We start from the raw sequence: 23771 nt of genomic DNA on the forward strand, positions 1-23771 counted from the left end.
GTTAAACATAATGAGTGATGATCAAGATACAATGGACGAATGGGCCGCGGCACTAGCCGAAGCTGAAGAAGCTGAGGGTGGCTCAGGCGATGCTGCTGTGGCAGAGCTTGATGAATTAAAAGATGAAAGACATGAGCTATCGGGCGACGAAAAGCGAAAACTTGATACCATCTTGGACATTCCGGTTACTATTTCTATGGAAGTGGGCCGTTCAAAAATCAACATTCGTAACTTATTACAGCTTAACCAAGGTTCGGTGGTAGAACTAGACCGAGTCGCTGGTGAGCCGCTTGATGTATTGGTTAACGGCACGCTGATTGCCCATGGTGAGGTGGTCGTTGTAAACGATAAGTTCGGTATTCGTTTAACTGATGTCATTAGCCAAGTTGAACGTATTAAAAAGTTACGATGAATGCTTTAGTTGCTTTAACAAGTGCGTCGAGCACTGCATTTCCTACGGCATCACCGACGGCAGATTTACTGTCTATGGTGATGTCTTTGCTTTTAGTGCTGGTGGTTATTATTGCTTTGGCTTTTTTGGTTAAAAAACTAAATCCAAATCTTGCTAATAGTGATGAATTTAAAGTAGTGCGCAGTTTGCCTTTGGGCTCTCGTGAGCGCTTGATGGTCATTGAAATCGATAACGCTCAGCACTTAATTGGTGTGACCCCGCACAGTATTAACTACCTGCATAAACTAGAAACACCATTACAAGAAAAAGAACTGCCAGAACTTGCCAAAAAATTTGGTAAGTTACTGAACCCACAATCACCTTCAAATAAAAAGAATTAACGCTATGATCAAGTGGATACTTATTTTAGCAAGTGTGTTGTTTTTGCCGTCGGTTAACGCTGAAGGCATAGAAGCACTGACCATTACCACCAACCCTGATGGCTCTCAAGATTACTCAGTGACGCTACAAGTATTAGCGATCATGACGGCGCTGAGCTTTATTCCAGCGGCGGTCATTATGATGACCTCATTTACACGGATTATTGTAGTTCTGGCGATACTACGCCAAGCAATAGGCTTACAACAAACGCCTTCGAATCAAATTTTGTTAGGCATGTCGCTATTTTTAAGTATTTTTATTATGGCGCCAATTTATCAGCAGGTGAATGAGCGCGCCATTGAGCCGTACTTGAATGAGCAAGTTACCTCAGTGCAAGCATTAGAACTTGCCAAAGAGCCAATGAAAGCGTTTATGCTCTCGCAAGTTCGTATAAAAGATTTAGAGACCTTTGCGAAAATAGCTGGTTATGAGCAATTAGATTCGCCAGAAGACACGCCGTTGATTGTATTGATCCCAGCGTTTGTTACCAGCGAATTGCAAACGGCCTTTATCATTGGTTTTATGTTCTTCATCCCATTTTTGATAGTTGATTTAGTGGTGGCCTCCGTATTAATGGCCATGGGTATGATGATGCTTTCGCCGATGATTGTGTCTTTGCCGTTTAAGATCATGCTGTTTGTGTTGGTGGATGGCTGGAGCCTTGTGATGGGCACGCTGGCGAAGAGCTTTGGGCTCGGGGTGTAACAATGCAATTCAAGGCACATAATTAGGTAGGAGAGACAAAATGGAACCCGAAATTTTTGTCGATATACTCAGTGACGCGCTATTTTTAGTTATAAAGTTAGTGTCTGCAATCGTAGTACCTGGCTTATTAGTCGGTCTAGTCGTAGCAGTTTTCCAAGCGGCAACATCAATCAATGAGCAAACCTTAAGCTTTTTACCTCGTTTGCTAATTACCATAAGCGCACTTATTATAGGTGGTCACTGGTTCACGCAAGAGCTTATGGACTATTTTACCCGTTTAGTGATGTCTATACCGGAGATTGCAGGCTAAATGGAATTTCCATTTGCGGTCATTATTCAATGGCTCAGCGACTTTTTGCTGCCATTAGTGCGTATTAGCTCAATGATAATGATTATGGCAGGCCTTGGTGCGAAGAATGTACCAAGCCGAATTAAGCTTGGTTTAGCTGTAGTTGTAACCTTTGTTGCTGTGCCTATGCTGCCCCCTGCGACTTTCAACAATCTTTTTTCGTTTGAGATGATTCTTGTGGTCATTCAGCAAATGCTTATTGGTGTGGCGATTGGGTTTGCATCTGTTTTATTGCTAAATACTTTTGTTCTTGCTGGGCAAATACTCGCGATGCAAACAGGTCTTGGTTTTGCGTCCGTAGTTGATCCATCGAATGGTCTGAGTGTACCCGCTGTGGGACAATTTTATTTAATCTTGGCGACCTTGCTTTTCTTTGTGTTCAATGGCCACTTAATGATGATTCAAATGGTCATTCATAGCTTTGAAGTGCTACCAATTGATGGCAATTGGTGGGCGGTTGATCATTACTGGGATATCGTTACTTGGGGTGGTTGGATGTTCACCACAGCCTTGGTGCTTGCTTTAGCTCCACTGACAGCCATGCTGGTGATTAACATGTCGTTTGGTGTAATGACCCGAGCGGCACCGCAGTTAAATATTTTCTCAATTGGCTTTCCGTTTACCTTAGTAGCTGGTCTTGTGATTATTTGGGCAACATTAGGCAACTTTATGACCCAATTTGAGTTTCAGTGGTTAAAAATGGTTGAGTTAATGTGCAGCCTTGTTGGTTGTACACCTTAGGAGCGCGCCATGGCTGAAGATTCTGGTCAAGAAAAAACCGAAGAACCCACGCAGAAAAAAATTGATGATGCCAAGAAGAAAGGTCAGGTTGCCCGCTCAAAAGAGCTAGGTACCATGTTTGTGCTTATTTTTTCTGCAGTTTCACTCTTGTTGTATGGCCCTGAAATTGGTAAAGGTCTTTATAATATAATGGGACGTTTATTAAGCCTTAACCGTAATGAAACCTACGACACCACTAAGATGTTTTCAGTGTGGGGAATTGTTGCGGATGCATTGTTATTCCCTATGGCAATGTTTGTGTTGATCATCGTCATAGCCGCTTTTGTTGGGAATACTTTACTGGGGGGTTATAACTTTAGTTGGCAAGCGGCAGCACCAAAAGCAAGTAAGATGTCGCCAGCTAAAGGTATTAAGCGTATGCTTGGCCCTCAAGCAGGAGTAGAGCTAGTTAAGTCTATTTTAAAATTTGTAGTGGTTGCAGGCTTTGCTGTGTTCTTAATTAATACTTTCTTTGATGAAATACTGCACCTAAGCATTGAAAGCGCGCCCGGAAATTTTATCCATGCACTCGAAATACTATCTTGGATGTTCTTGGGGTTAACTTGTACGTTAATCATTATTGCTGCAATAGATTCTCCTTATCAAAGTCACAAACACCATAAACAGTTAAAAATGACCTTACAAGAGGTAAAAGACGAATTTAAAAACTCTGAGGGTGATCCGCAAATAAAAGCGCGTATTCGCCGTACTCAGCGTGAAATGTCGCAAAGGCGTATGATGCAAGACGTGCCTGATGCCGATGTGATCGTAACTAACCCGACCCATTATTCTGTAGCACTAAAATACGATACAGCTAAAGCGGGTGCGCCTATTGTTCTTGCCAAAGGCGTGGACGAGCTTGCTATGCAAATTCGTAAAGTGGGCAAGGGGAATGACGTGCCAATTGTTGAATCACCCATGCTTACTCGTGCGCTGTATCACACCACCGATGTTGGTCATCAAATACCTGATCAGCTATTCACTGCCGTTGCACAAGTGCTAGCTTATGTCTTCCAGTTAAAACGCTTCCAAAAAGGGCGCGGTAAACGTCCTGTACCACTCAATAAAAAGCTCCCAATACCCGATGCCTACAAATACTAAACAGTAAATTTATAACTTGGAATAGTTATTGCAAATTCCGTGTAGTGTCAATTTTTTGAAATTGTTGAATTATGGAATTTAAAGCGGTATTACAACAACTTAACAGAGATAAAAAAGAATATGCGAAGGGTATCGGCACGCCGTTAATGGTACTTGCTGCGCTGGGTATGGTGATTTTACCCCTGCCGCCATTTCTTTTAGATATTCTATTTTCGTTTAATATCGCGTTAGCACTGGTGGTGTTACTGGTTACAGTTTACACCATGAAACCCCTTGAATTTGGTATGTTCCCTGCGGTTCTACTGATTGCAACCATCATGCGCTTAGCGCTGAATGTCGCCAGTACCCGTGTAGTATTACTCGAAGGTCATAACGGCGGTGATGCAGCCGGTAAAGTTATCGAGGCTTTTGGCTCGGTGGTTATCGGCGGTAACTATGCCGTTGGTTTAGTGGTCTTCCTGATTTTAATCATTATTAACTTTGTGGTTATCACCAAAGGTGCAGGTCGTATTTCTGAAGTATCAGCTCGCTTTACTCTTGATGCAATGCCGGGTAAACAAATGGCGATTGATGCTGATTTAAACGCTGGTTTTATCAGTGCAGAGCAAGCCCGTGAACGCCGTGAAGAGGTTACCCGCGAAGCCGATTTCTATGGTTCAATGGATGGTGCGAGTAAGTTCGTAAAAGGCGATGCAATAGCGGGTATCGTTATTCTAGTGATTAACATCGTTGGTGGTTTATTTGTTGGTATGATCCAACATGATTTATCGTTCAGCCGTGCGATGGAAGTGTACACCTTGCTAACCATTGGTGATGGTCTAGTTGCACAACTGCCTTCATTGTTACTGTCAATCGGTACTGCAATCGTTGTTACCCGTCAAAATGAATCGCACAACATGGGCGACCAAGTTAAGACTCAGCTAGGTAACGAAAAGTCTTTGTATATCGCATCAGGTATTTTGATCATCATGGGTCTAGTGCCAGGTATGCCGCATATTGCATTTTTAAGCTTAGGTGGATTACTGGGTTACCTTGCTTACTTCACGCAACAACAAAAAGCCAAAGCAGAAGCCGAAAAAGCAGAGCAAGAAGCAAATGGAGGTGCACCAGGAACAGGTGTTGCTAATAAACAAGAGCAAAAAGAACTGGGTTGGGATGATGTTCAACAGGTTGACGTTATTGGTTTAGAAGTGGGTTATCGCTTAATTCCACTTGTTGACCAATCTCAAGGTGGTGAACTATTAAATCGTATCAAAGGTGTGCGTAAGAAACTGTCTCAGGAGCTTGGTTTCTTGGTACCTCCTGTGCATATTCGCGATAACTTAGAACTGGACCCTAACGCTTACAGAATCACTATGATGGGTGTTTCAAGCGGTGAGGGTGAGCTTAAGCATGGTGATGAGTTAGCGATTAATCCAGGTCAAGTATTTGGTCCAATCAAAGGGGTTGCCACAAAAGATCCTGCATTTGGGTTGGATGCGGTTTGGATCAAACCAAATCAAAAAGATGAAGCGCAGTCACTTGGCTACACAGTCGTTGATTCAGCAACTGTGGTTGCAACTCATATTAGTCAGTTACTTACTAATAGCGCAGCTTTACTGCTTGGTCATGAAGAAGTGCAAAACTTATTAGATATGTTAGCGAAGAGTCATCCTCGTCTTGTTGAAGGGTTGGTTCCTGATGTATTACCACTCACTACTATCGTAAAAGTGCTACAAAACTTACTCAATGAAGGGGTGGCAATTCGCGATATGCGCTCGATTGTTCAAACTCTTGTTGAGTATGGCCCACGTAGCCAAGACCCAGATGTACTAACGGCTGCAGTGAGAATTTCACTACGCAGACTGATTGTTCAAGACGCTGTTGGTATGTCTTCTGAGATCCCTGTCATAACCTTGGCGCCTGAGTTGGAACAGATGTTGCATCAGTCACTTCAGAATGCAGGTGACGAAGGTGCCGGAATAGAGCCAGGCCTTGCAGAGCGACTTCAACAATCATTGAATGAAGCGCACCAAAACCAAGAAATGGCCGGCGAACCTTCGATACTGTTAACGTCAGGAATGTTACGGACTGTGCTATCTCGTTTCGTTAAGTACACCATCCCAGGTTTAAGGGTGATGTCTTACCAAGAGGTACCAGACGAAAGACAGATTAAGATTGTCAGCTCAGTAGGCCAACAATAGGATAGTAAAGGGGTTGAACCATGAAAATTAAACGTTTTTTTGCTAAAGATATGCGCACTGCACTGAAAGAAGTGAAAGATGAGTTAGGTGTTGATGCGGTTATTATGTCGAACAAAAAGCTTGCTAACGGCGTTGAAATCGTTGCAGCTGTTGATTACGACAAAGCAGCCCCGAAAGCCGAAGCTAAACCAGCAGTGGCACAATCAGCACCTGCTCCACAGCATAACTTTGTTAAACCTGAGCCAATGCGTGCTAAACCTGAGCCGCAAGCGAAAGTTGCTGATAGCCTACAAGCGTTACTTGAGCGTCAAGCCCCACGCCCTCGTTCGCCAGAGCTTGCGTCAATGTTTAGTCAATCTGGTATTGATACGAGTGAACACTATCAAGCAAAAGAGCCAAGCTTTGAGCAGCAACAGCCACAATACAAGCAAGCTCCTCGTTATCAACCGCAGGCAGCACCTCGTGTACAAACTCAAGCACATAGCTTAGGTTTTGATGACGACTTAGATTCTGGTTTTGATGATTTAGATTCACCAGCCGAGCACAAAAACTCAGAACCTGCGAATCAATCAGAAATGACGACCATGCGCGAAGAAATGAATGCGATTCGTCAATTACTTGAACACCAAGTATCTGGCTTAATGCAACAAGATATGGCACGCCGTGATCCGACTCGCGCATGTATGATTGACCGCTTAGCAGGTATGGGTATTGAACGTGATGTTGCTGAGCAAATGACCTGTTTCATTCCTGATGATGTATCACGTCAACAAGCGTGGCAAGCACTTCTGCAAATGGTTGAAAACCAAATGCATACAACGAATAACGAAATCCTGCGTCAAGGCGGTGTATTTGCGTTAGTGGGTCCAACAGGCGTTGGTAAAACAACCACAGTTGCAAAATTAGCTGCACTGGGTGCACAAAAATATGGTGCTGATAAAGTGGCGTTGATCACCACTGATACCTACAGAATTGGTGCCTACGAACAATTGGCTACTTATGGTCGTATTATTGGTTGTGGTGTTAAGCAGGTAAAAGATGCGAATGAATTAGCTGAAGTGTTATACCATTTACGTAATAAGCGTCTAGTATTAATAGACACAGCGGGTATGAGCCAACGTGATTTACGTTTAACTGAGCAGTTAAATACCCTAATGCGTAATCAGCGTGTTGATATTCGTAGTTATTTAGTATTAAGTGCTACAGCACAGATAAATGTGTTGCAAGAAACCGTAAGACACTTTAAAAAGGTTCACCTAAGTGGCTGTATCTTCACTAAATTGGATGAATCTTTAAGTTTAGGTGAGATTATTAGCATAGCGATTCAAAATCGCTTGCCAATAGGGTATCTTACTAACGGTCAGCGTGTTCCTGAGGATATTCGCGTAGCGAATGCTGAAAAACTAGTGAAAAAAGCTGAACAATTGTATTTAAAACGAGCAAAAGCACAACATTCAAGACGTCAAGCAGTAGCGTCGAACACAGTAGGGATGTATGATTAACACAGTATTAGATCAAGCAAGCGGCCTGCGCAAAATGAATCAAAATAATAATAGTGGCGTTAAAGTTATCGCTGTGACTGGCGGTAAAGGTGGAGTGGGTAAAACCAACGTTTCACTCAATACCGCAATCGCATTAGGTCAGCAAGGAAATCGTGTATTAGTATTAGATGCCGATTTAGGTTTGGCAAACTGTGACGTAATGCTTGGCCTTCGTGTTGAACGTAACTTATCTCATGTTTTGTCAGGCGAGTGTGAGCTTGACGAAATTCTCGTTGAAGGCCCTGCAGGCATCAAAATTGTACCAGCGACGTCTGGTTCGCAAAGCATGGTGGAATTAACACCATCTGAGCATGCAGGTCTTATTCGCGCTTTTAGCGAGTTAAACACCGAGTTTGATATTTTAATTGTCGATACCGCCGCAGGTATTTCTGACATGGTATTAAGCTTTTCTCGTGCAGCCCAAGATGTTGTTGTGGTTGTATGCGATGAACCTACCTCAATTACCGATGCTTATGCGCTTATAAAAGTGCTTAGCCGTGAGCATGGCGTATATAAATTTAAAATTGTTGCCAATATGGTGCGCAGTTTGCGTGAAGGGCAAGAATTATTTGCTAAACTTTCAAAAGTAACGGATCGCTTTTTAGACGTTTCAATGGAGTTGGTAGCTACCATTCCTTATGACGAGAACATGCGTAAATCTACGCGACGTCAAAAGGTGATTGTTGAATTATTTCCAAACTCACCAGCTGCGGTGGCGTTTAAAACATTAGCAACAAAAGCAGTTAAGTGGCCGATTCCTAATCAACCTTCTGGCCATTTAGAATTTTTCATTGAAAAACTAGTAAACGGCTAACTATGACAACATCGGTGAATAAAGCGATGGGATATCAATCAGCACAAAACTTAAATGCGATTGTTGAAAAACATGCCTCTTTAGTTAAAAAAGTGGCGTGCCATCTAATTGCTCGTTTACCTGCCAGTGTCCAACTCGATGATTTAATTCAATCAGGCATGATAGGCCTAATTGAAGCATCAAAAAACTTTGATGCTAGCAAAGGGGCTAGTTTCGAAACTTTCGCTGGAATTCGTATTCGTGGTGCGATGTTAGACGAAATTCGTAGAGGTGACTGGGCACCACGCTCAGTTCACCGAAATGCTCGCCTTGTGGCTGAAACCATTTCCGAATTAGAAAGCACGCTAAATCGTGAACCTAAAGATACAGAAGTCGCTGAAAAACTTGATATAACGCTCGATGAGTACCATCATATTCTACATGATGTAAATTCTAGTAAAGTATTAGGTATAGAGGACTTAGGCGTTGATGAAGACGTCATTACACCTGTAGGTCAGGATTTAGGACTAGACAAACCGTTTAATAACGTTAAAAATGAGCGGTTTAACCAGTCTCTATTAACGGCTATCCAATCGTTACCAGAAAGAGATGCACTTGTTTTGTCTTTGTACTACAACGACGAAATGAACTTAAAAGAAATAGGACACATACTCGATGTTAGTGAATCGCGTGTGAGTCAGATACATGGTCAGGCGATGATTAAGCTCAAAGCAAAAATCAATGACTGGATTAATTAGTAGTAAGTAAATATAGGTTCAAACCTCACCGGAGGATGTTTTGGATAAAAACATGAAAATTCTTGTTGTTGATGATTTTTCTACAATGAGACGTATCATTAAAAATCTATTAAGGGATTTAGGTTTTACCAATGTGCAGGAAGCTGACGATGGGTCAACAGCATTGCCAATGCTACAAAATCAAGAATTTGATTTTGTTGTAACAGATTGGAACATGCCAGGTATGCAAGGCATTGATTTGTTAAGAGCAATTCGTGCTGATGATAGCCTTAAGCATATTCCTGTATTAATGGTGACAGCTGAAGCGAAAAAAGAACAAATTGTTGCTGCTGCTCAAGCGGGTGTTAATGGCTATATCGTTAAACCATTCACTGCTGCGACACTTAAAACCAAATTGGAAAAAGTGTTTGAACGTTTAGGTTAATCTAAGGGGAGAGGCTTATGTCAGCACTAGCTGCGCCTCAAATAAGTTTAGAGCAAGCTCGTCAACTTGTTGAGTTTCTTGAAAATGGTGAACAAGAAAAAGCTGATCAGCTGATACTTGAAACAGCATCAAAAGAACAATCAGAGCTGTTTGCTGAAATCGGTAAACTGACGCGACAATTACATGAAGCGCTAAAAAACTTTGATCTAGATACTCGTCTTTCAGATTTAACTACCGATGCGATCCCAGACGCTAAGCAGCGCTTAAATTATGTTATGGAAATGACAGAAAGCGCCGCTAACAAAACCATGGATGCAGTTGAAGCTAGTTTACCTATAGCGCAACAACTTGCAGATGAAATAGCGACGATTAAACCAACGTGGGATCGTTTAATGAGCCGAGAAATAGAGCTCGGTGAGTTTAAAAAGCTATGTCATAGCTTAGATAATTTTATGAATAACTCGCATACTAAAACCGATGAGCTACAGGGCTTGATGACCAATGTGCTGATGGCACAGGACTATCAAGATTTGACGGGGCAAGTAATCCGTCGCGTCATTGAGTTAGTGCGAGAAGTAGAAGACAGTTTAATTAATCTCTTAACTGTGTTTGGCAGTCAAGAAGATGGTCATCAACAACAAGAAAAACAGGCCATAGAAAAAGCACCTGCAACAAGTGATACACTAGCAGGTCCTGAAGGTCCATTATTGATAAAGACTCTCGTGATGATGTTGTCTCAGGACAAGATGAAGTCGATGATCTATTATCAAGTCTGGGCTTCTAAGAGGAGAGTAGCTGCATGAGCTTTGAAGTCGATGAAGATATTTTACAGGATTTCCTTGTTGAGGCAGGAGAAATCTTAGAGCTTTTGTCAGAGCAATTAGTTGAGCTTGAGAACAATCCCGAAGACAAAAATATCTTAAACGCCATTTTTAGAGGCTTCCACACTGTCAAAGGCGGTGCAGGCTTTTTAAGCATGACTGAACTTGTTGATGCGTGTCACGGTGCAGAGAATGTTTTCGATTTATTACGCCAAGGTGTTCGCAGTGTCACTCCTGAGCTTATGGATGTTATTTTACAAGCTCTGGATACCATCAACGAAATGTTCGCAACGATTCAAAATCGTGAGCAACCAGAGCCTGCAAATCCTGCGCTTCTAGACGTTCTTCATAAATTAAGCCAACCCCCTACAGCGGAAGAGCTTGCAGGTGAAGATGTATCAGTAGCAGACGATGTAGCAGTTGCACCTGAAGAACCTGCTGTTGAAGAGGCTGTTGTTGATGCACCTGAAGTAACAGCTAACACGGCAGCAGACAATATTGATGAAGATGATCCATTTGCGTTTGATATGTTGTTTGATGGCGGCGGTCTTGCTGATAGTAAGGCAGAACCACAGAATATTGATGAAATTACTGAAGATGAGTTTGAAAGCCTCCTCGATGAATTACATGGTAAAGGTCAAGGGCCAGCAGCGGCTGCTCCTGAAGCTATTAGCAGTGATAGTGATGACATCACCGATGATGAATTCGACAGTTTATTAGACGAATTACATGGTGTTGGTAATTTTGGTGAAGTAAAACAAGAAAATATAGCCAAACCTGAAACAGTAAAATCTGCACAACCAACTCCTCAAGCGCCAGCAGTAGATACTACAAGCAGTGACTCAGACGATGAAATTAGCGATGACGAGTTTGAGGCGTTGCTTGATGAATTACATGGTAAAGGTACAGCTCCACAGTCTTTAGAAACGGCTGCGCCAGAAAAAGCGCCTGAACCACCTAAAGCTGAACCTGCAAAACCGGCACAGCCAGCAGCATCAAAACCGGCACCTACTCCTAAGCCTGCCGCAGCTGCACCTAAACCGGCTCCAGCTCCTGCAAAAGCACCAGCAGCTTCTGCTGCACCGAAAAAAGCGCCACCACCACAAGCTGAAACAACGGTTCGTGTTGATACCAAGCGCTTGGACGAAATCATGAACATGGTGGGTGAGCTGGTATTAGTACGCAACCGTTTGGTTAGCCTTGCAAATAACAGTAACAGCGAATCAATGGGTAAAGCCATCTCTAATTTAGATGTGGTAACTGCAGACCTGCAAGGTGCGGTGATGAAAACCCGCATGCAGCCAATTAAGAAAGTATTTGGCCGCTTCCCACGCGTTGTGCGTGACTTAGCTCGCAGCTTGAAAAAAGACATTAACCTGCAGCTGGTTGGTGAAGAAACCGATTTAGATAAAAACTTAGTAGAAGCGCTTGCCGATCCGCTCGTGCATTTAGTTCGTAACTCGGTTGACCATGGTATTGAAATGCCAGATGTGCGTGAAGCCGCGGGTAAACCACGTACCGGTACAGTCACTCTTTCTGCTTCGCAAGAAGGCGATCATATCTTATTGACCATTCGTGATGATGGTGCAGGTATGGATGCTGAGAAGTTGAAAAAAATTGCTATCAGCAAAGGTGTGATTGATCACGACCAAGCAAGCCGCTTGTCGGATACCGAAGCTTACAACTTAATTTTTGCGCCTGGTTTCTCAACCAAAGAAGAGATATCTGATATTTCAGGCCGCGGCGTCGGCATGGATGTAGTAAAAACAAAAATCACCCAGTTAAATGGCTCTGTCAATATTCAGTCAGAGCTGGGTGTAGGTACTGTATTAGAAATCAAGGTGCCATTAACACTGGCTATTTTACCGACTCTTATGGTTATTGTTGGCGAGCAAACATTTGCTTTACCACTTGCTGGTGTGAGTGAAATTTTCCATCTTGATTTAACTAAAACTAATGTCGTTGATGGTCAACTGACAATAATTGTGCGTGAAAAAGCAATCCCGCTTTTCTATTTACAACATTGGTTAGTAAAAGGTGCCAACCGCCAAGAGCGTAAAGCTGAAGGTCACGTAGTTATTGTGCAAATCGGTACTAAACAAGTGGGCTTTGTGGTTGACTCGTTAATTGGCCAGGAAGAAGTTGTTATCAAACCTTTAGATGCCTTATTGCAAGGTACGCCAGGCATGGCTGGTGCGACAATTACTTCTGATGGTGGGATTGCATTGATCCTCGACGTACCTAGCATGCTTAAACACTACGTTGGCTAATAATAAATAATAAAGTGCAGCGTTTAACTGCACTTTAAGTGATATAAAACAAGAGAGTGCCAATGGCAGTCAAAGTATTAGTTGTTGATGATTCAAGCTTTTTTCGCCGCAGAGTCAGCGAAATTTTAGAGCAAGACAGCAATATTCAAGTAATTGGTTTTGCCGTAAACGGTCGTGAAGCGGTCGATAAAGCCCGTGAATTAAAACCTGATGTAATTACTATGGATGTTGAAATGCCGGTTCTTGATGGCATTAGTGCCGTGAAAGAAATAATGGCAGCAACACCGACTCCTATTTTAATGTTCTCATCACTCACCCGTGATGGCGCAACAGCAACCCTAGATGCATTGGATGCTGGAACCTGATTTTTTACCGAAAAAGTTCGAAGACATTGCACGCAATAATGAAGATGCAATCGCGCTTTTACAAAATAAAGTAAAAGAAATTGGTCGCCGTCGCATTTCTCGTTTCTCGCGCCCAGCACCTATTTCGAGATCAACTCCGACTCCTACACTAAGAAGTAGTGGCGCTACAAGCAGTAGCGGTATTGTCCAGCCTGATCGCAGTTTTAGTCGTCCTGCTGCTGCAAGTTCGCCGGCTGCATCGTCATCGAATACGAGTAATATTCGCGCTTCGGGCAAGAAATATCAATTGGTTGCTATCGGTACATCAACCGGTGGACCTGTGGCACTGCAAACAATTTTGACTCAGCTGCCAGCTAATTTCCCACATCCTATTTTGCTTATTCAGCATATGCCAGCTGCGTTTACGCCAGCTTTTGCTGCAAGGCTAAATGGCTTATGCAAAATCAATGTGAAAGAAGCGCAAAATGGTGACCGTTTAGTGCCTGGCACCGCTTACTTAGCGCCAGGTGGCCAACAAATGCTAATAGAGGGGCGTGGTGGTTCTCGCACTCTGCGAGTATTTGAAGACGATAGTCCGCGTATTACTTACAAGCCGAGTGTTGATGTGACTTTTGCAAGTGCTGCAAAAACCTTCGGCGGTGATGTGCTAGCTGTAGTATTAACGGGCATGGGCGCAGATGGCCGTGATGGTGCGCGTATGCTTAAGCAAGTCGGTGCGACTATTTGGGCGCAAGATGAAAAAACCAGTGTGGTGTATGGTATGCCACAAGCTGTTGCTAATGCCGGCTTGGCGAGTGAAAGCTTAGCGCTCGCAGATGTTGCGAATCGTTTAACGCGTGAGACTGGTTGTGGATAAACTGTCTTTCCTTGGCTTAATTGTCGCAGTAAGTGCCATCGCCTTTGGTTATGCATTAGAGGGCGGGGTTGTTTCTGCACTGTTTAATGGTCCTGCGCTTATCATCGTGCTTGGTGGTACGCTTGGGGCTGTCATGCTTCAGACCCCAGCAAGTGTTTTTACTAAAACACTTAAGATCAGTCATTGGGTGTTTTTTCCGCCGTATCACGATATTGATGCAGCCATCGAGCAAGTAAAGCGTTGGTCACATAAAGCACGTCAAGAAGGTTACTTAGCCCTTGAGTCGGAAGCGCTGTCGCACTCAGACCCGTATGCGGCAAAGGGCTTGAGTCTACTTGTTGATGGGATTGATGAGCAAAAGCTTAGAGATACGCTTGAAATTGATTTAATGCTTGAACGCGAACGCTTACTCGAGGTAAGCCGAGTTTATGAAGCTATGGGCGGTTATAGCCCTACAATCGGTATTTTAGGTGCAGTACTCGGTTTGATTCAGGCTATGCAATTTATAACGGATCCTGAAAAACTGGGTGCCGGTGTTGCTACAGCGTTTATTGCCACGATTTATGGTGTTGGTTATAGCGAACTTATTATTCTTGCCAATGGCGAATAAACTTAAGCAGCAAGTGGAACAAAAAATGCTGTATCATGAACTACTTGCTGAAGGCATTATTGCTATTTCGCAAGGTGAAAGCCCACTAAATATCGAACTAAAACTTGAGGCGTACCGTGTAGAGCGCCCAAGCTTAGTTGACGAGTAATTTATTATGATGCGCCGTCGTCTGCGTCATAACACGTCAAAAAACCAACATACTGAACGCTGGCTTGTCTCTTATGCCGATTATATGACCATCATGTTTGCTTTTTTTGTGGTCATGTATGCTATCGCAATTAGTAAAAATGAAGATTTTCAAATTCTCTCAGATTCACTAGAGCAGGTGTTTGAAAAGTCTGCTCGTCAGCAACAACAGGTTGGCACTGGGGTTAACGGCACAGGCATACTAACTGACAGAGTCAGCCCTGAGAACGACATTCTATACGGTGAGAGCATTCGTAAAGATGAGCAAGGCCCTGAATTACTCGATGGGCAAAGCGAAACCAGCAATATTGAGAAAAAACATCTCGGCAAGCCTCTCGACAGCTTACTTACTAAATTACAGTCTGCGCTCATTGATGAAATTCGTGATGGCGAAGCAAGTTTAGAGCTTCATCAAGATTGGCTCATCATTGAATTAAGCTCTGGTATGTTGTTTTCATCGGGCAGTGCTGTTGCACAGCAGCGTGCAAAACAAGTTGTTAGTTTAGTGAAAGATATTATTGCACCAGTTGATAATTACATTCGTGTGCGTGGTTATACCGATAACGAAGGTATTCGTAATGAGATGTTTCGCTCTAACTGGGAGCTATCTGTAGCGAGGGCGACATCTGTCCTAGTTGAGCTTGAGAGTTTAGGTATTAACCCTGCGCGTATGGCTATTGAAGGTTACGGGCAATATTCACCTTTCGCAAGTAATGACACTGAGCAAGGACGCGCAGAAAACCGCAAAGTGGTTGTTGCGTTGTCTAAATATGGTTTACCACCACAAGAGCCAGAAAACGCAGAACAAGAGTCACAAAACCAACCGCAACAGACGACAGAAATTGAGTTGCCAAGCGATGATAACAGCATTAAAGTGATTCAATTACCACATGGTGGAATTAGGATTACCACGCGCAATGAACAATAATAAGGTGTGATGTGAAAGTTTGGACCGTAGCGAATCAAAAAGGTGGGGTAGGGAAAACAACAACAGCCGTTAGCCTTGCTGGTATTCTCGCTTTACAAGGAAAACGCGTGTTACTTATTGACACCGATCCGCATGCATCATTGACTTATTATTTTGGTATAGATTCAGAAGACTTAGAAGTCAGCGTGTATGATATTTTCGCGCGTGGTAACAGCATGACCAGTGAAGAAATTTTGCAGGCTCTATGTCCATCAACACTTGAAAACCTAGATATCTTACCTGCGACGATGGCAATCGCGACGCTTGATAGAAGCATGGGCAATAAAAATGGCATGGGCTTAATACTAAAAAAAGCGCTTGCCAAAATTAGCGACCATTATGACTATGCAATTATTGATTGCCCGCCTGTTTTAGGTGTTTTGATGGTCAATGCTCTTGCAGCTAGTGAGCGAATTTTAGTACCAGTACAAACAGAATTTTTGGCCTTAAAAGGGCTTGATCGTATGATGCGTACGATGGAGCTGATGCAAACATCGCAAGCAAAACAGTACCAATATACAATTATTCCTACAATGTACGATAAACGTACTAAAGCATCACTTGAAGCTTACAAGACTCTGCAGGATAATTACAAAGATAAAGTATGGTCAGGCGTGGTTCCTGTCGATACAAAGTTTAGAGATGCTAGTTTAGCACAGCAAGTGCCGATTCAATTTTGCCCGCGTTCGCGTGGCGTTTTTGCCTATCGTGCCCTGCTTGATTACTTAGTTGCACAAGGTTAAAGATGAGTAAGCATTTATTTGCCAATGAAAAAGTGATGACCCAATATTTGGGCGCTTTGTTGTGTGAAGATGAGCCTACTGACCAAAATCTTGAGCCAGTCGCAAAGCTGCTGGAGCAGGTTAAAGAGCCTGAAACTAAGACAGAAGAAAAGCTGACAGACGTTCAGCCTACTCCAGAACCTGTTTTACCACCCCCAGAACCGACTAAAGAGCTTGAGAAAACCGAGAACCAAGCTAATATCAAAGATATAGTCGCAGAACCTAAAGCTGAACTGGTTGCAAAAACCTCGTCTGATCGTCAAGAAGACTATTTTGATGGTGAATTTCAGGCATTATTCTTTGAGGTTGCAGGGTTAACCCTTGCTGTACCGTTAAAAGCATTAGGGGGAATTCATCAGCTGGCAGAGGTTAACCAATTATTTGGTAAACCAAAATGGTTTAAAGGTGTCATGCTAAACCGTGAAGAAAAACTAAATGTTGTTGATACTGCACGTTGGGTTATGCCAGAAAAGTATGATGAAAAATTAGAACAATCATTAGATTATCAGTATTTAATCACCTTAGGTGACAGTCAATGGGGATTATTGGCTGAAAAGCTCGTAAATAATATTACGCTTCGTAAAGAAGATGTAAAATGGCGAGCAAAATCAGGTAAGCGTATTGGCTTGCAGGTGTTATCAAAGAGAAAATGTGCGCCTTGATTGACGTTGAAAATTTAAATCAATTGCTAGAGCAGGGCTTAGACAGCCGTGAGCAGTAACTATTTTTACGGAGTAATAGCATGAGTGAAGAAAGACTACTGTCAGCAAATAAAAACGCTGATAGCAACGATGAAGTGTTACAGTGGGTAACCTTTAAACTTGAAGAAGAAACGTACGGCATTAACGTAATGCAAGTACAAGAAGTACTTCGCTATACCGAAATTGCTCCTGTGCCAGGTGCGCCTTCTTATGTGTTAGGTATTATTAACTTACGTGGTAATGTTGTTACTGTGATCGACACGCGTGCACGTTTTGGTTTAATGGGTGCTGAGGTCACTGATAACTCTCGTATCGTTATCATTGAAGCTGAAAAGCAAGTGATCGGTATTTTAGTCGATAGTGTTGCTGAAGTGGTTTACCTACGTAGCTCTGAAATTGACAGTGCGCCAAATATTGGCACAGAAGAAAGTGCTAAGTTTATCCAAGGTGTATCTAACCGTGATGGTGAGTTACTGATCTTGGTTGATCTTAATAAATTATTAAATGACGATGAGTGGGACGAGCTAAGCGCACTATAAGCGTTTGGAAATTATATGCTGTTATACTCTTTGTTTGGTGCCTCAATCTTACTTGTATTAGTGTGTTTGGGGCTTATTTTTGTCAATAACAATAAGCAAGCGGCGGCGATTCAAGCCAAGCAAAAGCAGTTACAAGAAGCTCAACAGCAATTGAGTATTTTACGTAGCGAAGTGGCTGAGATGCGAGCCGGCATTCTGAGTATTGGCAAACGCGTTGTTGCTGTTGAAGAAAAAAGTAAAGAGCTTGAACAGCTACAAGATGCACAAAAATATCATGATCCGAATGCGAAAATTTATTCGCGAGCGGTTAAAATGGTTGAGCTAGGCGCTGATTTAGAAGAAATAATTCGTGAATGCGAATTACCCAGAGCCGAAGCTGAACTACTCATGTCACTTCATAAACAAAAAGGCGCCGAATAGGCGCTTTTTTATTTGAGCTAAGCTTTGATGTTGAGCTTACCTTGAAAGTCTTGCCATCCCGGTGGAAACTTACCACGCAATACGTACGAAAAAGCAATTAATTCGGCAATAACATAATAGAGCTCTTTCGGGATTTCTTCACCTAGCTCAAGATGCGATAAGGTTTGAGCTAAGTCCGCATCTTGATGTATCAAAATGCCTTTTTGCTCAGCAAGTTTGACGATTTCTTCAGCCAATTCACCAAAGCCTTTACTGCTTACTCGTGGTGAGCTACCCGCTTCGTAGAGTAAGCCAATTGCTGATTTATGCACCGCTTGTTCACTCATAAAAATTACACCTTAATGTTAATAATCGCATGGGATTTATAAAAAGCTTGGTGGTTTGATGTCCCTTGTTGCAAGTTTAACTCACCTACATTTAAACCATGACCTGCTAATTTATGGCGCAGCGTTTCTAAATGCGGATGAGCAAGCGCTGTCACTTCTTGTGAAGAAGCGAGCAATTGGCAATCAACTGCTTTATCCATCACCTCTGCGGTAATTTGTAACTTGCCAAGCTGAGCATAATCAAAGTTCAATCGCACAAACCAGACATTCTTTGCTTCGAGTTTATTTTTACTTGGCTTTTTATATTGTCCTAAGCTGATTTCTGTTTGCCCTGTTTCAGGAGGTAATTTCATCGGTAAGAAAAACTGCGCTAAAGCACTGTTATCTTGTTGCTGATTGATAGGCGTTGTTTGCACCTGAGCTAGAGTGTTTTTCAGTTGCGAGGCTTCAGCCGCCATGGCTTGCATCGCAGGCTGCTGTAGTTGCTCGAGTAATTTATTGCCGTTAACGGCTTTAAAGTTGGGCACTAACACTTGCAGTAAGGCATCAAGACCGGTTTGATTATTAAAACTAAGGTTGGTTGGTGCTTGATTAATAATTGGCGCGGCAAGTGAAGCCACTGCTAGTTGTTCTAACCCTTGGCTAAAGCTTGCCTGCTGAGTTTGACTTGGCAGTGCTGTTGGCCTGAGGATACTTAAAAGCTCTCGTTCAATCGTTGTAGGGTGCATGTTTTGACTCGAGATCATGCGATTAAATGCTTGATTAACGAGCCTGTTTAAATCTACCGAAGACGATGTGTTTTGCTCACTTAGGGCTACAAGTTTCTCTGTTAATTGCACTGGCAGAGGCATACTTGCTAACGGTTTACTTTCAGGGAGCGGTAATAGCTTAGCAATCAGCGTGGCTTCGATTGGCCTTATCGGCAATAATGGCTGACTCAAGTTCGGCTCTTTTGTTGCTAAGAAGGGGGCGTGTAATTGAGTTTGCTGTTGAACAACTTTTTGTAACCCTACGGTTTGCTCATTGGGTGCTCGAGTCACGAAGTTATGCTGTTTAGTTTGCTCACTCATCTTTTTCAGTACTGAATTAGCGAGGCTACTTTTAACTGGGGCAAGCTGTTCAGATGCAACTTTGTCAGAGTTTAGTGTATTAACAGAACTGTTAATTGACTTGTTGTCTGCAGGTGCTTTTTGCATAGCATTGTCTATGCTCAATACAGGGTGTTGTGCTTTGCTATGGTTTGTAGCCAACTGAGTCGCTTGATTTTGTGCGCTAACAAGCGGCTCTAAACTGACTTTTATCCGTTGTAGTAACTGTATTAAAGGTGGAGCCTTGTTATAACTCACGGGTAAGCTAACTTGCTTTGCAGGCTGACTTTCGGTTAATGGCTCTGTGTGTTTAGTCGCAGGTAATGGCGTATTTGCTGAAACTGGTATACTTTCTTTTTGCAGCACTTGAGACGAAGTAAGTTTTGGCGTGCTTTGTTGAGCAGCGGCAAACTTTACTATATCAATTTTTTGAGCATTAAAACCTAGTTGGCTAATCGTATTTTTGCTTTCAATCAGCTGATGGGTTGACTGGTTAACAGCGGCTTTGCTGGTAGCAGGGAGCTTTTCAAAATAGCGTACTGCATCACTAATACGCGTTTTTAAATCAGCAAAACTGTCTTTTAGCCAAGAGCTAATGGGTGAATGTGAGCTGCTCGATGGTGCTAACAACGTTTTCTTAGGCTCAACAGCTTGGCTTTTTAATGCTTGATTGAATGTCTCTGACAGCGAGTTCTTTAACAGTATTTGTTGCACAGGCGCTTTATTTATAAGTTCAACAGTATTTTTAACTTGCTGGGGGGTTAGTTTTAATTCATGAGGATGAAATTGCCACTGGGCTTGAATTTGCTTAGCTTGTTTTGGCGATATTGTAGGTAGCGGTAAAGTTAATTCATTACTTTGCTTGTTTGCAACGCTTAACTGTACTTGTTGCCCTGCCAATTTCAAATTCATTTCAGGGGTTAGCTTAGCCACCAACTCAGCTACTTTTTGTTGGCTAACACTTTGCTGATGGAGTGAATCCCCAAAGCGATTAATAATGTTTAAATTAAAGCTATTTTGTTGGTTGGTAGCAGGCAGCAAAATGGCTTTAAGTGGTGCTTCAGCTTTTAAAAGAGCAGCGAGACTATTATTAAGAGCAAACTCAGCTTTTAATGCCGGTAGTTGTAGTAAAGGTTTACTTGGCGCAATCTGAGCAAGGTGCGGCATATTTGTATTTGCACTCCCTTGCGTTAGCAAGTTCAGTAGTGCTTGTAATTGCTGGCTTTTGCCAAGTGTAATCGTCAGCGGTACTGGTGTAATACTCAGTTGTTTACCATCACTACTTAATTGAATATTGGCCGCTAAAAAACGCTCAGTTTTAAGATTTTCTTGCTCTGTTGATAAGCGTAATGTTTGCCATGAGTTATTGATTAGCACGTCCATTTGCACACTGTGCTTACCAATCACGATATTACGGGCAGTTAGGTTCTGCTCAGCCAGCATTTTCAAGGCATCATTAGGTGATTGCTGTGATGCACTGCTGATTGCTTTTGGGTCTAGATTAAGCTGAGTGCTGAGAGTCAACTGGCTTTGTTTATTCATTATTTTAGATCAAATATAAGTTAATCGTTTTAAAGCAATATTCGTATTACCCTATCATTATGGTAGACTAACGCCTAATTTTGGGTATAGAGAATCGTCATCTTGTTACACATTAAGGCCGTCACCTGCATCAAGCAAGATCGTTGTTTGTTTGCGGATCTTAATTTCAGCTTGAAATCGGGACAAATTATGCAATTAGCTGGTCCGAATGGGGCTGGTAAAACATCATTATTGCGTATTATCGCGGGTTTCGCTATGGCGGATGAAGGCGATATTTTGTTCCAAGAACGCTCGATTACAAAATACTATGATGAATATGCACAAGAGTTATTATTCATCGGCCATAAAACGGGTGTAAATACACAGCTTACCGCCCTTGAGAATGTCGCATTTTGGCTAAAAATTAATGGCTACGATAGCAAACAAGACTTGTATCCGATCCTAGCTAAAATTGGCTTAGTGGGTCTTGAAGATGTGCCTGTTCGTATGTTGTCAGCAGGGCAACAGCGCCGTGTCGCTTTAGTAAGACTGTGGCTGAATAGTGCCAAACTATGGATCCTTGATGAGCCATTTACGGCCCTTGATAAAAGCGGCGTTGCATTTTTACAAGAACGCTTTGTTGAGCACCTAAATGCTGGTGGCGCGATTCTTTTAACTACCCACCAAGACTTAACGACACATTTTAGTGACCTACAAACAGTGACTTTGGAGTATCGCCACTGATGGTAAAACAGCATTCGTATTGGCAATTATTCTCTGCGGTTTTTTCTAAAGACCTTAAATTAGCGTTTCGTCAGCGTGCTGAAATCGTTAACCCTATCTTGTTTTTTCTTATTGTTATTACACTTTTTCCGTTAGCAATTGGCCCTGAACCAGGTCTACTTGCACGTATGGCGCCGGGCATTATTTGGGTCGCTGCGTTACTCTCAACCATGTTAAATTATAGATAAGCTATTTCGTGATGATTATCACGACGGAACATTAGAGCAATTAATTGCATCATCATACCCATTACCGTTAACAGTCCTTGCAAAAGTGGCAGCGCATTGGGTGATCACGGGGCTGCCTTTAGTGTTAATGACTCCGGTATTTGCTTTGTTATTGAATTTAGAAAGTTCAGCGCTTTTAGCAACCGTTCTGACCTTATTGTTAGGTACGCCATTGCTTAGCTTCATTGGCGCAATTGGCGCTGGACTCACTGTGGGACTACAAAAAGGCGGCATTTTAATGAGTTTGCTTGTTTTACCTTTGTATATCCCTGTACTAATTTTTGCAACCTCGGCTATTGATACCAGCTCTATGGAGCTTGCCTATAGCGGACAGCTTGCAATCCTTGGTGCCATGCTAATCGTAGCGATTATAGCGGCGCCAATTGCCATATCGTCAGCATTGAAAGTGAGTGTAAGTTAATATGTGGAAGTGGTTACATCCCTACGCAAAAGCAGATCGTGCTTACCAATTGTGTAACACCTTACTGCCTTATTTCGCCGTCGTTACGGTGGTTTGTATGATTGTTGGATGGGTCTGGGGGCTTGCTTATGCCCCAGCCGATTACCAACAAAAAGACAGCTACCGAATTATTTTTATCCATGTGCCTTCAGCTATTTTATCTATGGGCGCTTACTCTTCTATGGCGATTGCAGCAGTGATCGCACTAGTATGGCAATTACGTAATGCAGAACTTGCAGTGATTGCAATTGCACCTGTCGGGGCATGTGTGACAGCGATAGCATTAATTACCGGTGCAGCATGGGGTAAACCTATGTGGGGCGCATGGTGGGTGTGGGATGCACGTCTTACCTCTGAGTTAATTCTGTTATTTTTATACCTTGGTGTGTTATCGCTTTATCATGCTTTTGAAGATAAAAAAGCAGCGGGGCGTGCTGCTTGTATCTTAGCCATTGTTGGGGTTATCAACTTACCGATTATTCACTTCTCGGTGGAGTGGTGGAATACCTTGCATCAAGGTGCAACCATTACAAAGTTTGATACTAAGGCTATTGATCCAAGCATGTTTTGGCCATTAATGGTTAACATTGTTGCATTTGCAGGTTTTGTTGGTGTGGTGACGTTAATCCGTCTTAAAAACGAAATTCTCCAACGTGAAAAGCATCGCCCTTGGGTGCGTGATATGGTTGAGCGAGGTTAATCATGCAGTTTGATTCTTTTGCAGATTTTATTGCCATGGGTGGCTATGGCTTTTATGTATGGTTGTCTTTTGGTAGCTGTGCATTAATTTTACTTGGTATTTTATTTAGTTCGTTAAACGATACAAAACGTATTTTCTCTTCAGTAAAGCAGCAAGCACAACGTGAAGAGCGCATTAAGAAAGCGAAGCAAGAGGCAGGGCAATGAATCCAAGACGTAAAAAACGTTTATTAGCAGTTGTAGCCATTATTTTTGGTGTGGGTGCAACGATTGGTTTAGTGCTGTATGCACTGCAAGAAAACATCAATTTATTCTATACCCCAAGTGAACTTGTTGATGGTAAGGGACCAAATAAAGAAAAACCGCATATTGGTCAAAAGTTACGTATTGGTGGCATGGTTGTACCAGGCTCAGTTGTTCGTGACGAATCAAGCTTAAAGGTAAGCTTCAAACTGATTGATAAAGGCCCTATGGTGACAATTAATTATCAAGGGATTTTACCGGACTTATTCCGTGAAGGCCAAGGGATTGTGGCGCAGGGCGTGTTAGTTAAAGCCAATGAAATTGATGCCTTTGAAGTACTTGCAAAGCATGATGAAGAATACATGCCTGCAGAAGTTGCTGAAGCAGTGAAGGGTATCAAGCACGAAAAACCGACGTATAACTTAGATAACGGCAATTAAT

At 42.5% G+C, this 23771-nt stretch carries 23 protein-coding genes and 4 pseudogenes; 25 read left to right on the forward strand and 2 right to left on the reverse strand.

Annotation, left to right across the window (positions count from 1 at the left end):
- Positions 1 to 10 precede the first annotated feature (10 nt).
- The 20 genes and pseudogenes from fliN (at position 11) to ACRWSG_RS13765 (ending at position 17983) form a co-directional block, all read left to right on the forward strand.
- Positions 11 to 412: a flagellar motor switch protein FliN gene (gene fliN / locus ACRWSG_RS13670; RefSeq protein ID WP_054553267.1), complete on the forward strand. Its 402-nt coding sequence runs from the start codon at positions 11 to 13 to the stop codon at positions 410 to 412.
- Positions 409 to 792, forward strand: coding sequence for a flagellar biosynthetic protein FliO (fliO, locus tag ACRWSG_RS13675; RefSeq protein WP_054553266.1), 384 nt, complete (start codon positions 409 to 411; stop codon positions 790 to 792). Before fliN ends, fliO begins: the two co-directional genes overlap by 4 nt.
- Positions 793 to 796: 4 nt before the next feature.
- Complete coding sequence (fliP, locus tag ACRWSG_RS13680; RefSeq protein ID WP_054553265.1) at positions 797 to 1537, forward strand: flagellar type III secretion system pore protein FliP; 741 nt, start codon at positions 797 to 799, stop codon at positions 1535 to 1537.
- Positions 1538 to 1577: 40 nt separating this feature from the next.
- The gene (gene fliQ, locus ACRWSG_RS13685; RefSeq protein ID WP_054553264.1) at positions 1578 to 1847 is read left to right on the forward strand and encodes a flagellar biosynthesis protein FliQ; all 270 of its coding nucleotides are present in this window, start codon (positions 1578 to 1580) and stop codon (positions 1845 to 1847) included.
- Positions 1848 to 2627 carry a flagellar biosynthetic protein FliR gene (gene fliR, locus ACRWSG_RS13690; protein WP_054553263.1) on the forward strand — a complete coding sequence of 260 codons (780 nt, stop codon included), beginning with the start codon at positions 1848 to 1850 and terminating at the stop codon, positions 2625 to 2627.
- Positions 2628 to 2636: 9 nt separating this feature from the next.
- Complete coding sequence (gene flhB / locus ACRWSG_RS13695; RefSeq protein WP_054553262.1) at positions 2637 to 3767, forward strand: flagellar biosynthesis protein FlhB; 1131 nt, start codon at positions 2637 to 2639, stop codon at positions 3765 to 3767.
- Between the two features lie 71 nt (positions 3768 to 3838).
- On the forward strand, positions 3839 to 5950 hold the full coding sequence (flhA, locus tag ACRWSG_RS13700; protein WP_462166533.1) for a flagellar biosynthesis protein FlhA: 2112 nt from the start codon (positions 3839 to 3841) through the stop codon (positions 5948 to 5950).
- Positions 5951 to 5970: 20 nt separating this feature from the next.
- Positions 5971 to 7452: a flagellar biosynthesis protein FlhF gene (gene flhF / locus ACRWSG_RS13705; RefSeq protein ID WP_462166534.1), complete on the forward strand. Its 1482-nt coding sequence runs from the start codon at positions 5971 to 5973 to the stop codon at positions 7450 to 7452.
- Positions 7445 to 8305: a MinD/ParA family ATP-binding protein gene (locus ACRWSG_RS13710; protein ID WP_054553259.1), complete on the forward strand. Its 861-nt coding sequence runs from the start codon at positions 7445 to 7447 to the stop codon at positions 8303 to 8305. Before flhF ends, ACRWSG_RS13710 begins: the two co-directional genes overlap by 8 nt.
- A 26-nt stretch (positions 8306 to 8331) precedes the next feature.
- Positions 8332 to 9042 carry an RNA polymerase sigma factor FliA gene (locus ACRWSG_RS13715; RefSeq protein ID WP_054562345.1) on the forward strand — a complete coding sequence of 237 codons (711 nt, stop codon included), beginning with the start codon at positions 8332 to 8334 and terminating at the stop codon, positions 9040 to 9042.
- 40 nt (positions 9043 to 9082) lie between these two features.
- Positions 9083 to 9466, forward strand: a complete 384-nt coding sequence (cheY, locus tag ACRWSG_RS13720; protein WP_016708035.1) for a chemotaxis response regulator CheY — start codon at positions 9083 to 9085, stop codon at positions 9464 to 9466.
- Positions 9467 to 9483: 17 nt separating this feature from the next.
- Positions 9484 to 10250, forward strand: a pseudogene (locus ACRWSG_RS13725) (protein phosphatase CheZ).
- Between the two features lie 15 nt (positions 10251 to 10265).
- Positions 10266 to 12557 (forward strand): chemotaxis protein CheA, encoded by a 2292-nt coding sequence (locus ACRWSG_RS13730; RefSeq protein ID WP_462166535.1) that lies wholly within the window; start codon positions 10266 to 10268, stop codon positions 12555 to 12557.
- 62 nt (positions 12558 to 12619) lie between these two features.
- Positions 12620 to 13778 (forward strand): annotated as a pseudogene (locus ACRWSG_RS13735) (protein-glutamate methylesterase/protein-glutamine glutaminase).
- Positions 13771 to 14536, forward strand: a pseudogene (locus ACRWSG_RS13740) (flagellar motor protein). Before ACRWSG_RS13735 ends, ACRWSG_RS13740 begins: the two co-directional pseudogenes overlap by 8 nt.
- Positions 14537 to 14542: 6 nt before the next feature.
- Positions 14543 to 15502, forward strand: coding sequence for a flagellar motor protein MotB (locus ACRWSG_RS13745; RefSeq protein WP_138599031.1), 960 nt, complete (start codon positions 14543 to 14545; stop codon positions 15500 to 15502).
- Between the two features lie 11 nt (positions 15503 to 15513).
- Positions 15514 to 16284 carry a ParA family protein gene (locus ACRWSG_RS13750; protein ID WP_462166536.1) on the forward strand — a complete coding sequence of 257 codons (771 nt, stop codon included), beginning with the start codon at positions 15514 to 15516 and terminating at the stop codon, positions 16282 to 16284.
- A gap of 2 nt (positions 16285 to 16286) precedes the next feature.
- Complete coding sequence (locus ACRWSG_RS13755; protein ID WP_462166537.1) at positions 16287 to 16985, forward strand: chemotaxis protein CheW; 699 nt, start codon at positions 16287 to 16289, stop codon at positions 16983 to 16985.
- An 80-nt stretch (positions 16986 to 17065) separates the two neighbouring features.
- The gene (locus ACRWSG_RS13760; protein ID WP_054553251.1) at positions 17066 to 17563 is read left to right on the forward strand and encodes a chemotaxis protein CheW; all 498 of its coding nucleotides are present in this window, start codon (positions 17066 to 17068) and stop codon (positions 17561 to 17563) included.
- Between the two features lie 15 nt (positions 17564 to 17578).
- Positions 17579 to 17983 (forward strand): DUF2802 domain-containing protein, encoded by a 405-nt coding sequence (locus ACRWSG_RS13765; RefSeq protein ID WP_462166538.1) that lies wholly within the window; start codon positions 17579 to 17581, stop codon positions 17981 to 17983.
- A 17-nt stretch (positions 17984 to 18000) separates the two neighbouring features.
- Here ACRWSG_RS13765 and ACRWSG_RS13770 read toward each other — a convergent pair whose 3' ends face one another.
- Positions 18001 to 18309, reverse strand: a complete 309-nt coding sequence (locus ACRWSG_RS13770; RefSeq protein WP_235377545.1) for an EscU/YscU/HrcU family type III secretion system export apparatus switch protein — start codon at positions 18307 to 18309, stop codon at positions 18001 to 18003.
- A 5-nt stretch (positions 18310 to 18314) separates the two neighbouring features.
- The gene (gene fliK, locus ACRWSG_RS13775) at positions 18315 to 20939 is read right to left on the reverse strand and encodes a flagellar hook-length control protein FliK (protein WP_462166539.1); all 2625 of its coding nucleotides are present in this window, start codon (positions 20937 to 20939) and stop codon (positions 18315 to 18317) included.
- 102 nt (positions 20940 to 21041) lie between these two features.
- Between fliK and ccmA the strand changes: the two genes are divergently transcribed.
- The 5 genes and pseudogenes from ccmA (at position 21042) to ccmE (ending at position 23770) form a co-directional block, all read left to right on the forward strand.
- Positions 21042 to 21662 (forward strand): cytochrome c biogenesis heme-transporting ATPase CcmA, encoded by a 621-nt coding sequence (gene ccmA, locus ACRWSG_RS13780; RefSeq protein WP_462166541.1) that lies wholly within the window; start codon positions 21042 to 21044, stop codon positions 21660 to 21662.
- Positions 21662 to 22349 (forward strand): annotated as a pseudogene (ccmB, locus tag ACRWSG_RS13785) (heme exporter protein CcmB). Before ccmA ends, ccmB begins: the two are co-directional and overlap by 1 nt.
- Position 22350: 1 nt before the next feature.
- Positions 22351 to 23088 (forward strand): heme ABC transporter permease, encoded by a 738-nt coding sequence (locus ACRWSG_RS13790; RefSeq protein ID WP_054553245.1) that lies wholly within the window; start codon positions 22351 to 22353, stop codon positions 23086 to 23088.
- Positions 23089 to 23090: 2 nt separating this feature from the next.
- Complete coding sequence (gene ccmD / locus ACRWSG_RS13795) at positions 23091 to 23294, forward strand: heme exporter protein CcmD (protein ID WP_054553244.1); 204 nt, start codon at positions 23091 to 23093, stop codon at positions 23292 to 23294.
- Positions 23291 to 23770: a cytochrome c maturation protein CcmE gene (gene ccmE, locus ACRWSG_RS13800; RefSeq protein ID WP_054553243.1), complete on the forward strand. Its 480-nt coding sequence runs from the start codon at positions 23291 to 23293 to the stop codon at positions 23768 to 23770. The genes ccmD and ccmE overlap by 4 nt, the downstream gene beginning before the upstream one ends.
- Position 23771 lies beyond the last annotated feature (1 nt).

The organism is Pseudoalteromonas sp. GB43 (genome assembly GCF_054923805.1).

Excerpts from the sequence above, each read along its gene's own strand:
- fliN (WP_054553267.1), top strand. The coding sequence starts at position 11 with ATGAGTGATGATCAAGATACAATGGACGAATGGGCCGCGGCACTAGCC.
- fliO (WP_054553266.1), top strand. The coding sequence starts at position 409 with ATGAATGCTTTAGTTGCTTTAACAAGTGCGTCGAGCACTGCATTTCCT.
- fliP (WP_054553265.1), top strand. The coding sequence starts at position 797 with ATGATCAAGTGGATACTTATTTTAGCAAGTGTGTTGTTTTTGCCGTCG.
- fliQ (WP_054553264.1), top strand. The coding sequence starts at position 1,578 with ATGGAACCCGAAATTTTTGTCGATATACTCAGTGACGCGCTATTTTTA.
- fliR (WP_054553263.1), top strand. The coding sequence starts at position 1,848 with ATGGAATTTCCATTTGCGGTCATTATTCAATGGCTCAGCGACTTTTTG.
- flhB (WP_054553262.1), top strand. The coding sequence starts at position 2,637 with ATGGCTGAAGATTCTGGTCAAGAAAAAACCGAAGAACCCACGCAGAAA.
- flhA (WP_462166533.1), top strand. The coding sequence starts at position 3,839 with ATGGAATTTAAAGCGGTATTACAACAACTTAACAGAGATAAAAAAGAA.
- flhF (WP_462166534.1), top strand. The coding sequence starts at position 5,971 with ATGAAAATTAAACGTTTTTTTGCTAAAGATATGCGCACTGCACTGAAA.
- ACRWSG_RS13710 (WP_054553259.1), top strand. The coding sequence starts at position 7,445 with ATGATTAACACAGTATTAGATCAAGCAAGCGGCCTGCGCAAAATGAAT.
- ACRWSG_RS13715 (WP_054562345.1), top strand. The coding sequence starts at position 8,332 with ATGGGATATCAATCAGCACAAAACTTAAATGCGATTGTTGAAAAACAT.
- ACRWSG_RS13730 (WP_462166535.1), top strand. The coding sequence starts at position 10,266 with ATGAGCTTTGAAGTCGATGAAGATATTTTACAGGATTTCCTTGTTGAG.
- ACRWSG_RS13745 (WP_138599031.1), top strand. The coding sequence starts at position 14,543 with ATGATGCGCCGTCGTCTGCGTCATAACACGTCAAAAAACCAACATACT.
- ACRWSG_RS13755 (WP_462166537.1), top strand. The coding sequence starts at position 16,287 with ATGAGTAAGCATTTATTTGCCAATGAAAAAGTGATGACCCAATATTTG.
- ACRWSG_RS13760 (WP_054553251.1), top strand. The coding sequence starts at position 17,066 with ATGAGTGAAGAAAGACTACTGTCAGCAAATAAAAACGCTGATAGCAAC.
- ACRWSG_RS13765 (WP_462166538.1), top strand. The coding sequence starts at position 17,579 with ATGCTGTTATACTCTTTGTTTGGTGCCTCAATCTTACTTGTATTAGTG.
- ACRWSG_RS13770 (WP_235377545.1), bottom strand. The coding sequence starts at position 18,309 with ATGAGTGAACAAGCGGTGCATAAATCAGCAATTGGCTTACTCTACGAA.
- fliK (WP_462166539.1), bottom strand. The coding sequence starts at position 20,939 with ATGAATAAACAAAGCCAGTTGACTCTCAGCACTCAGCTTAATCTAGAC.
- ACRWSG_RS13790 (WP_054553245.1), top strand. The coding sequence starts at position 22,351 with ATGTGGAAGTGGTTACATCCCTACGCAAAAGCAGATCGTGCTTACCAA.
- ccmD (WP_054553244.1), top strand. The coding sequence starts at position 23,091 with ATGCAGTTTGATTCTTTTGCAGATTTTATTGCCATGGGTGGCTATGGC.
- ccmE (WP_054553243.1), top strand. The coding sequence starts at position 23,291 with ATGAATCCAAGACGTAAAAAACGTTTATTAGCAGTTGTAGCCATTATT.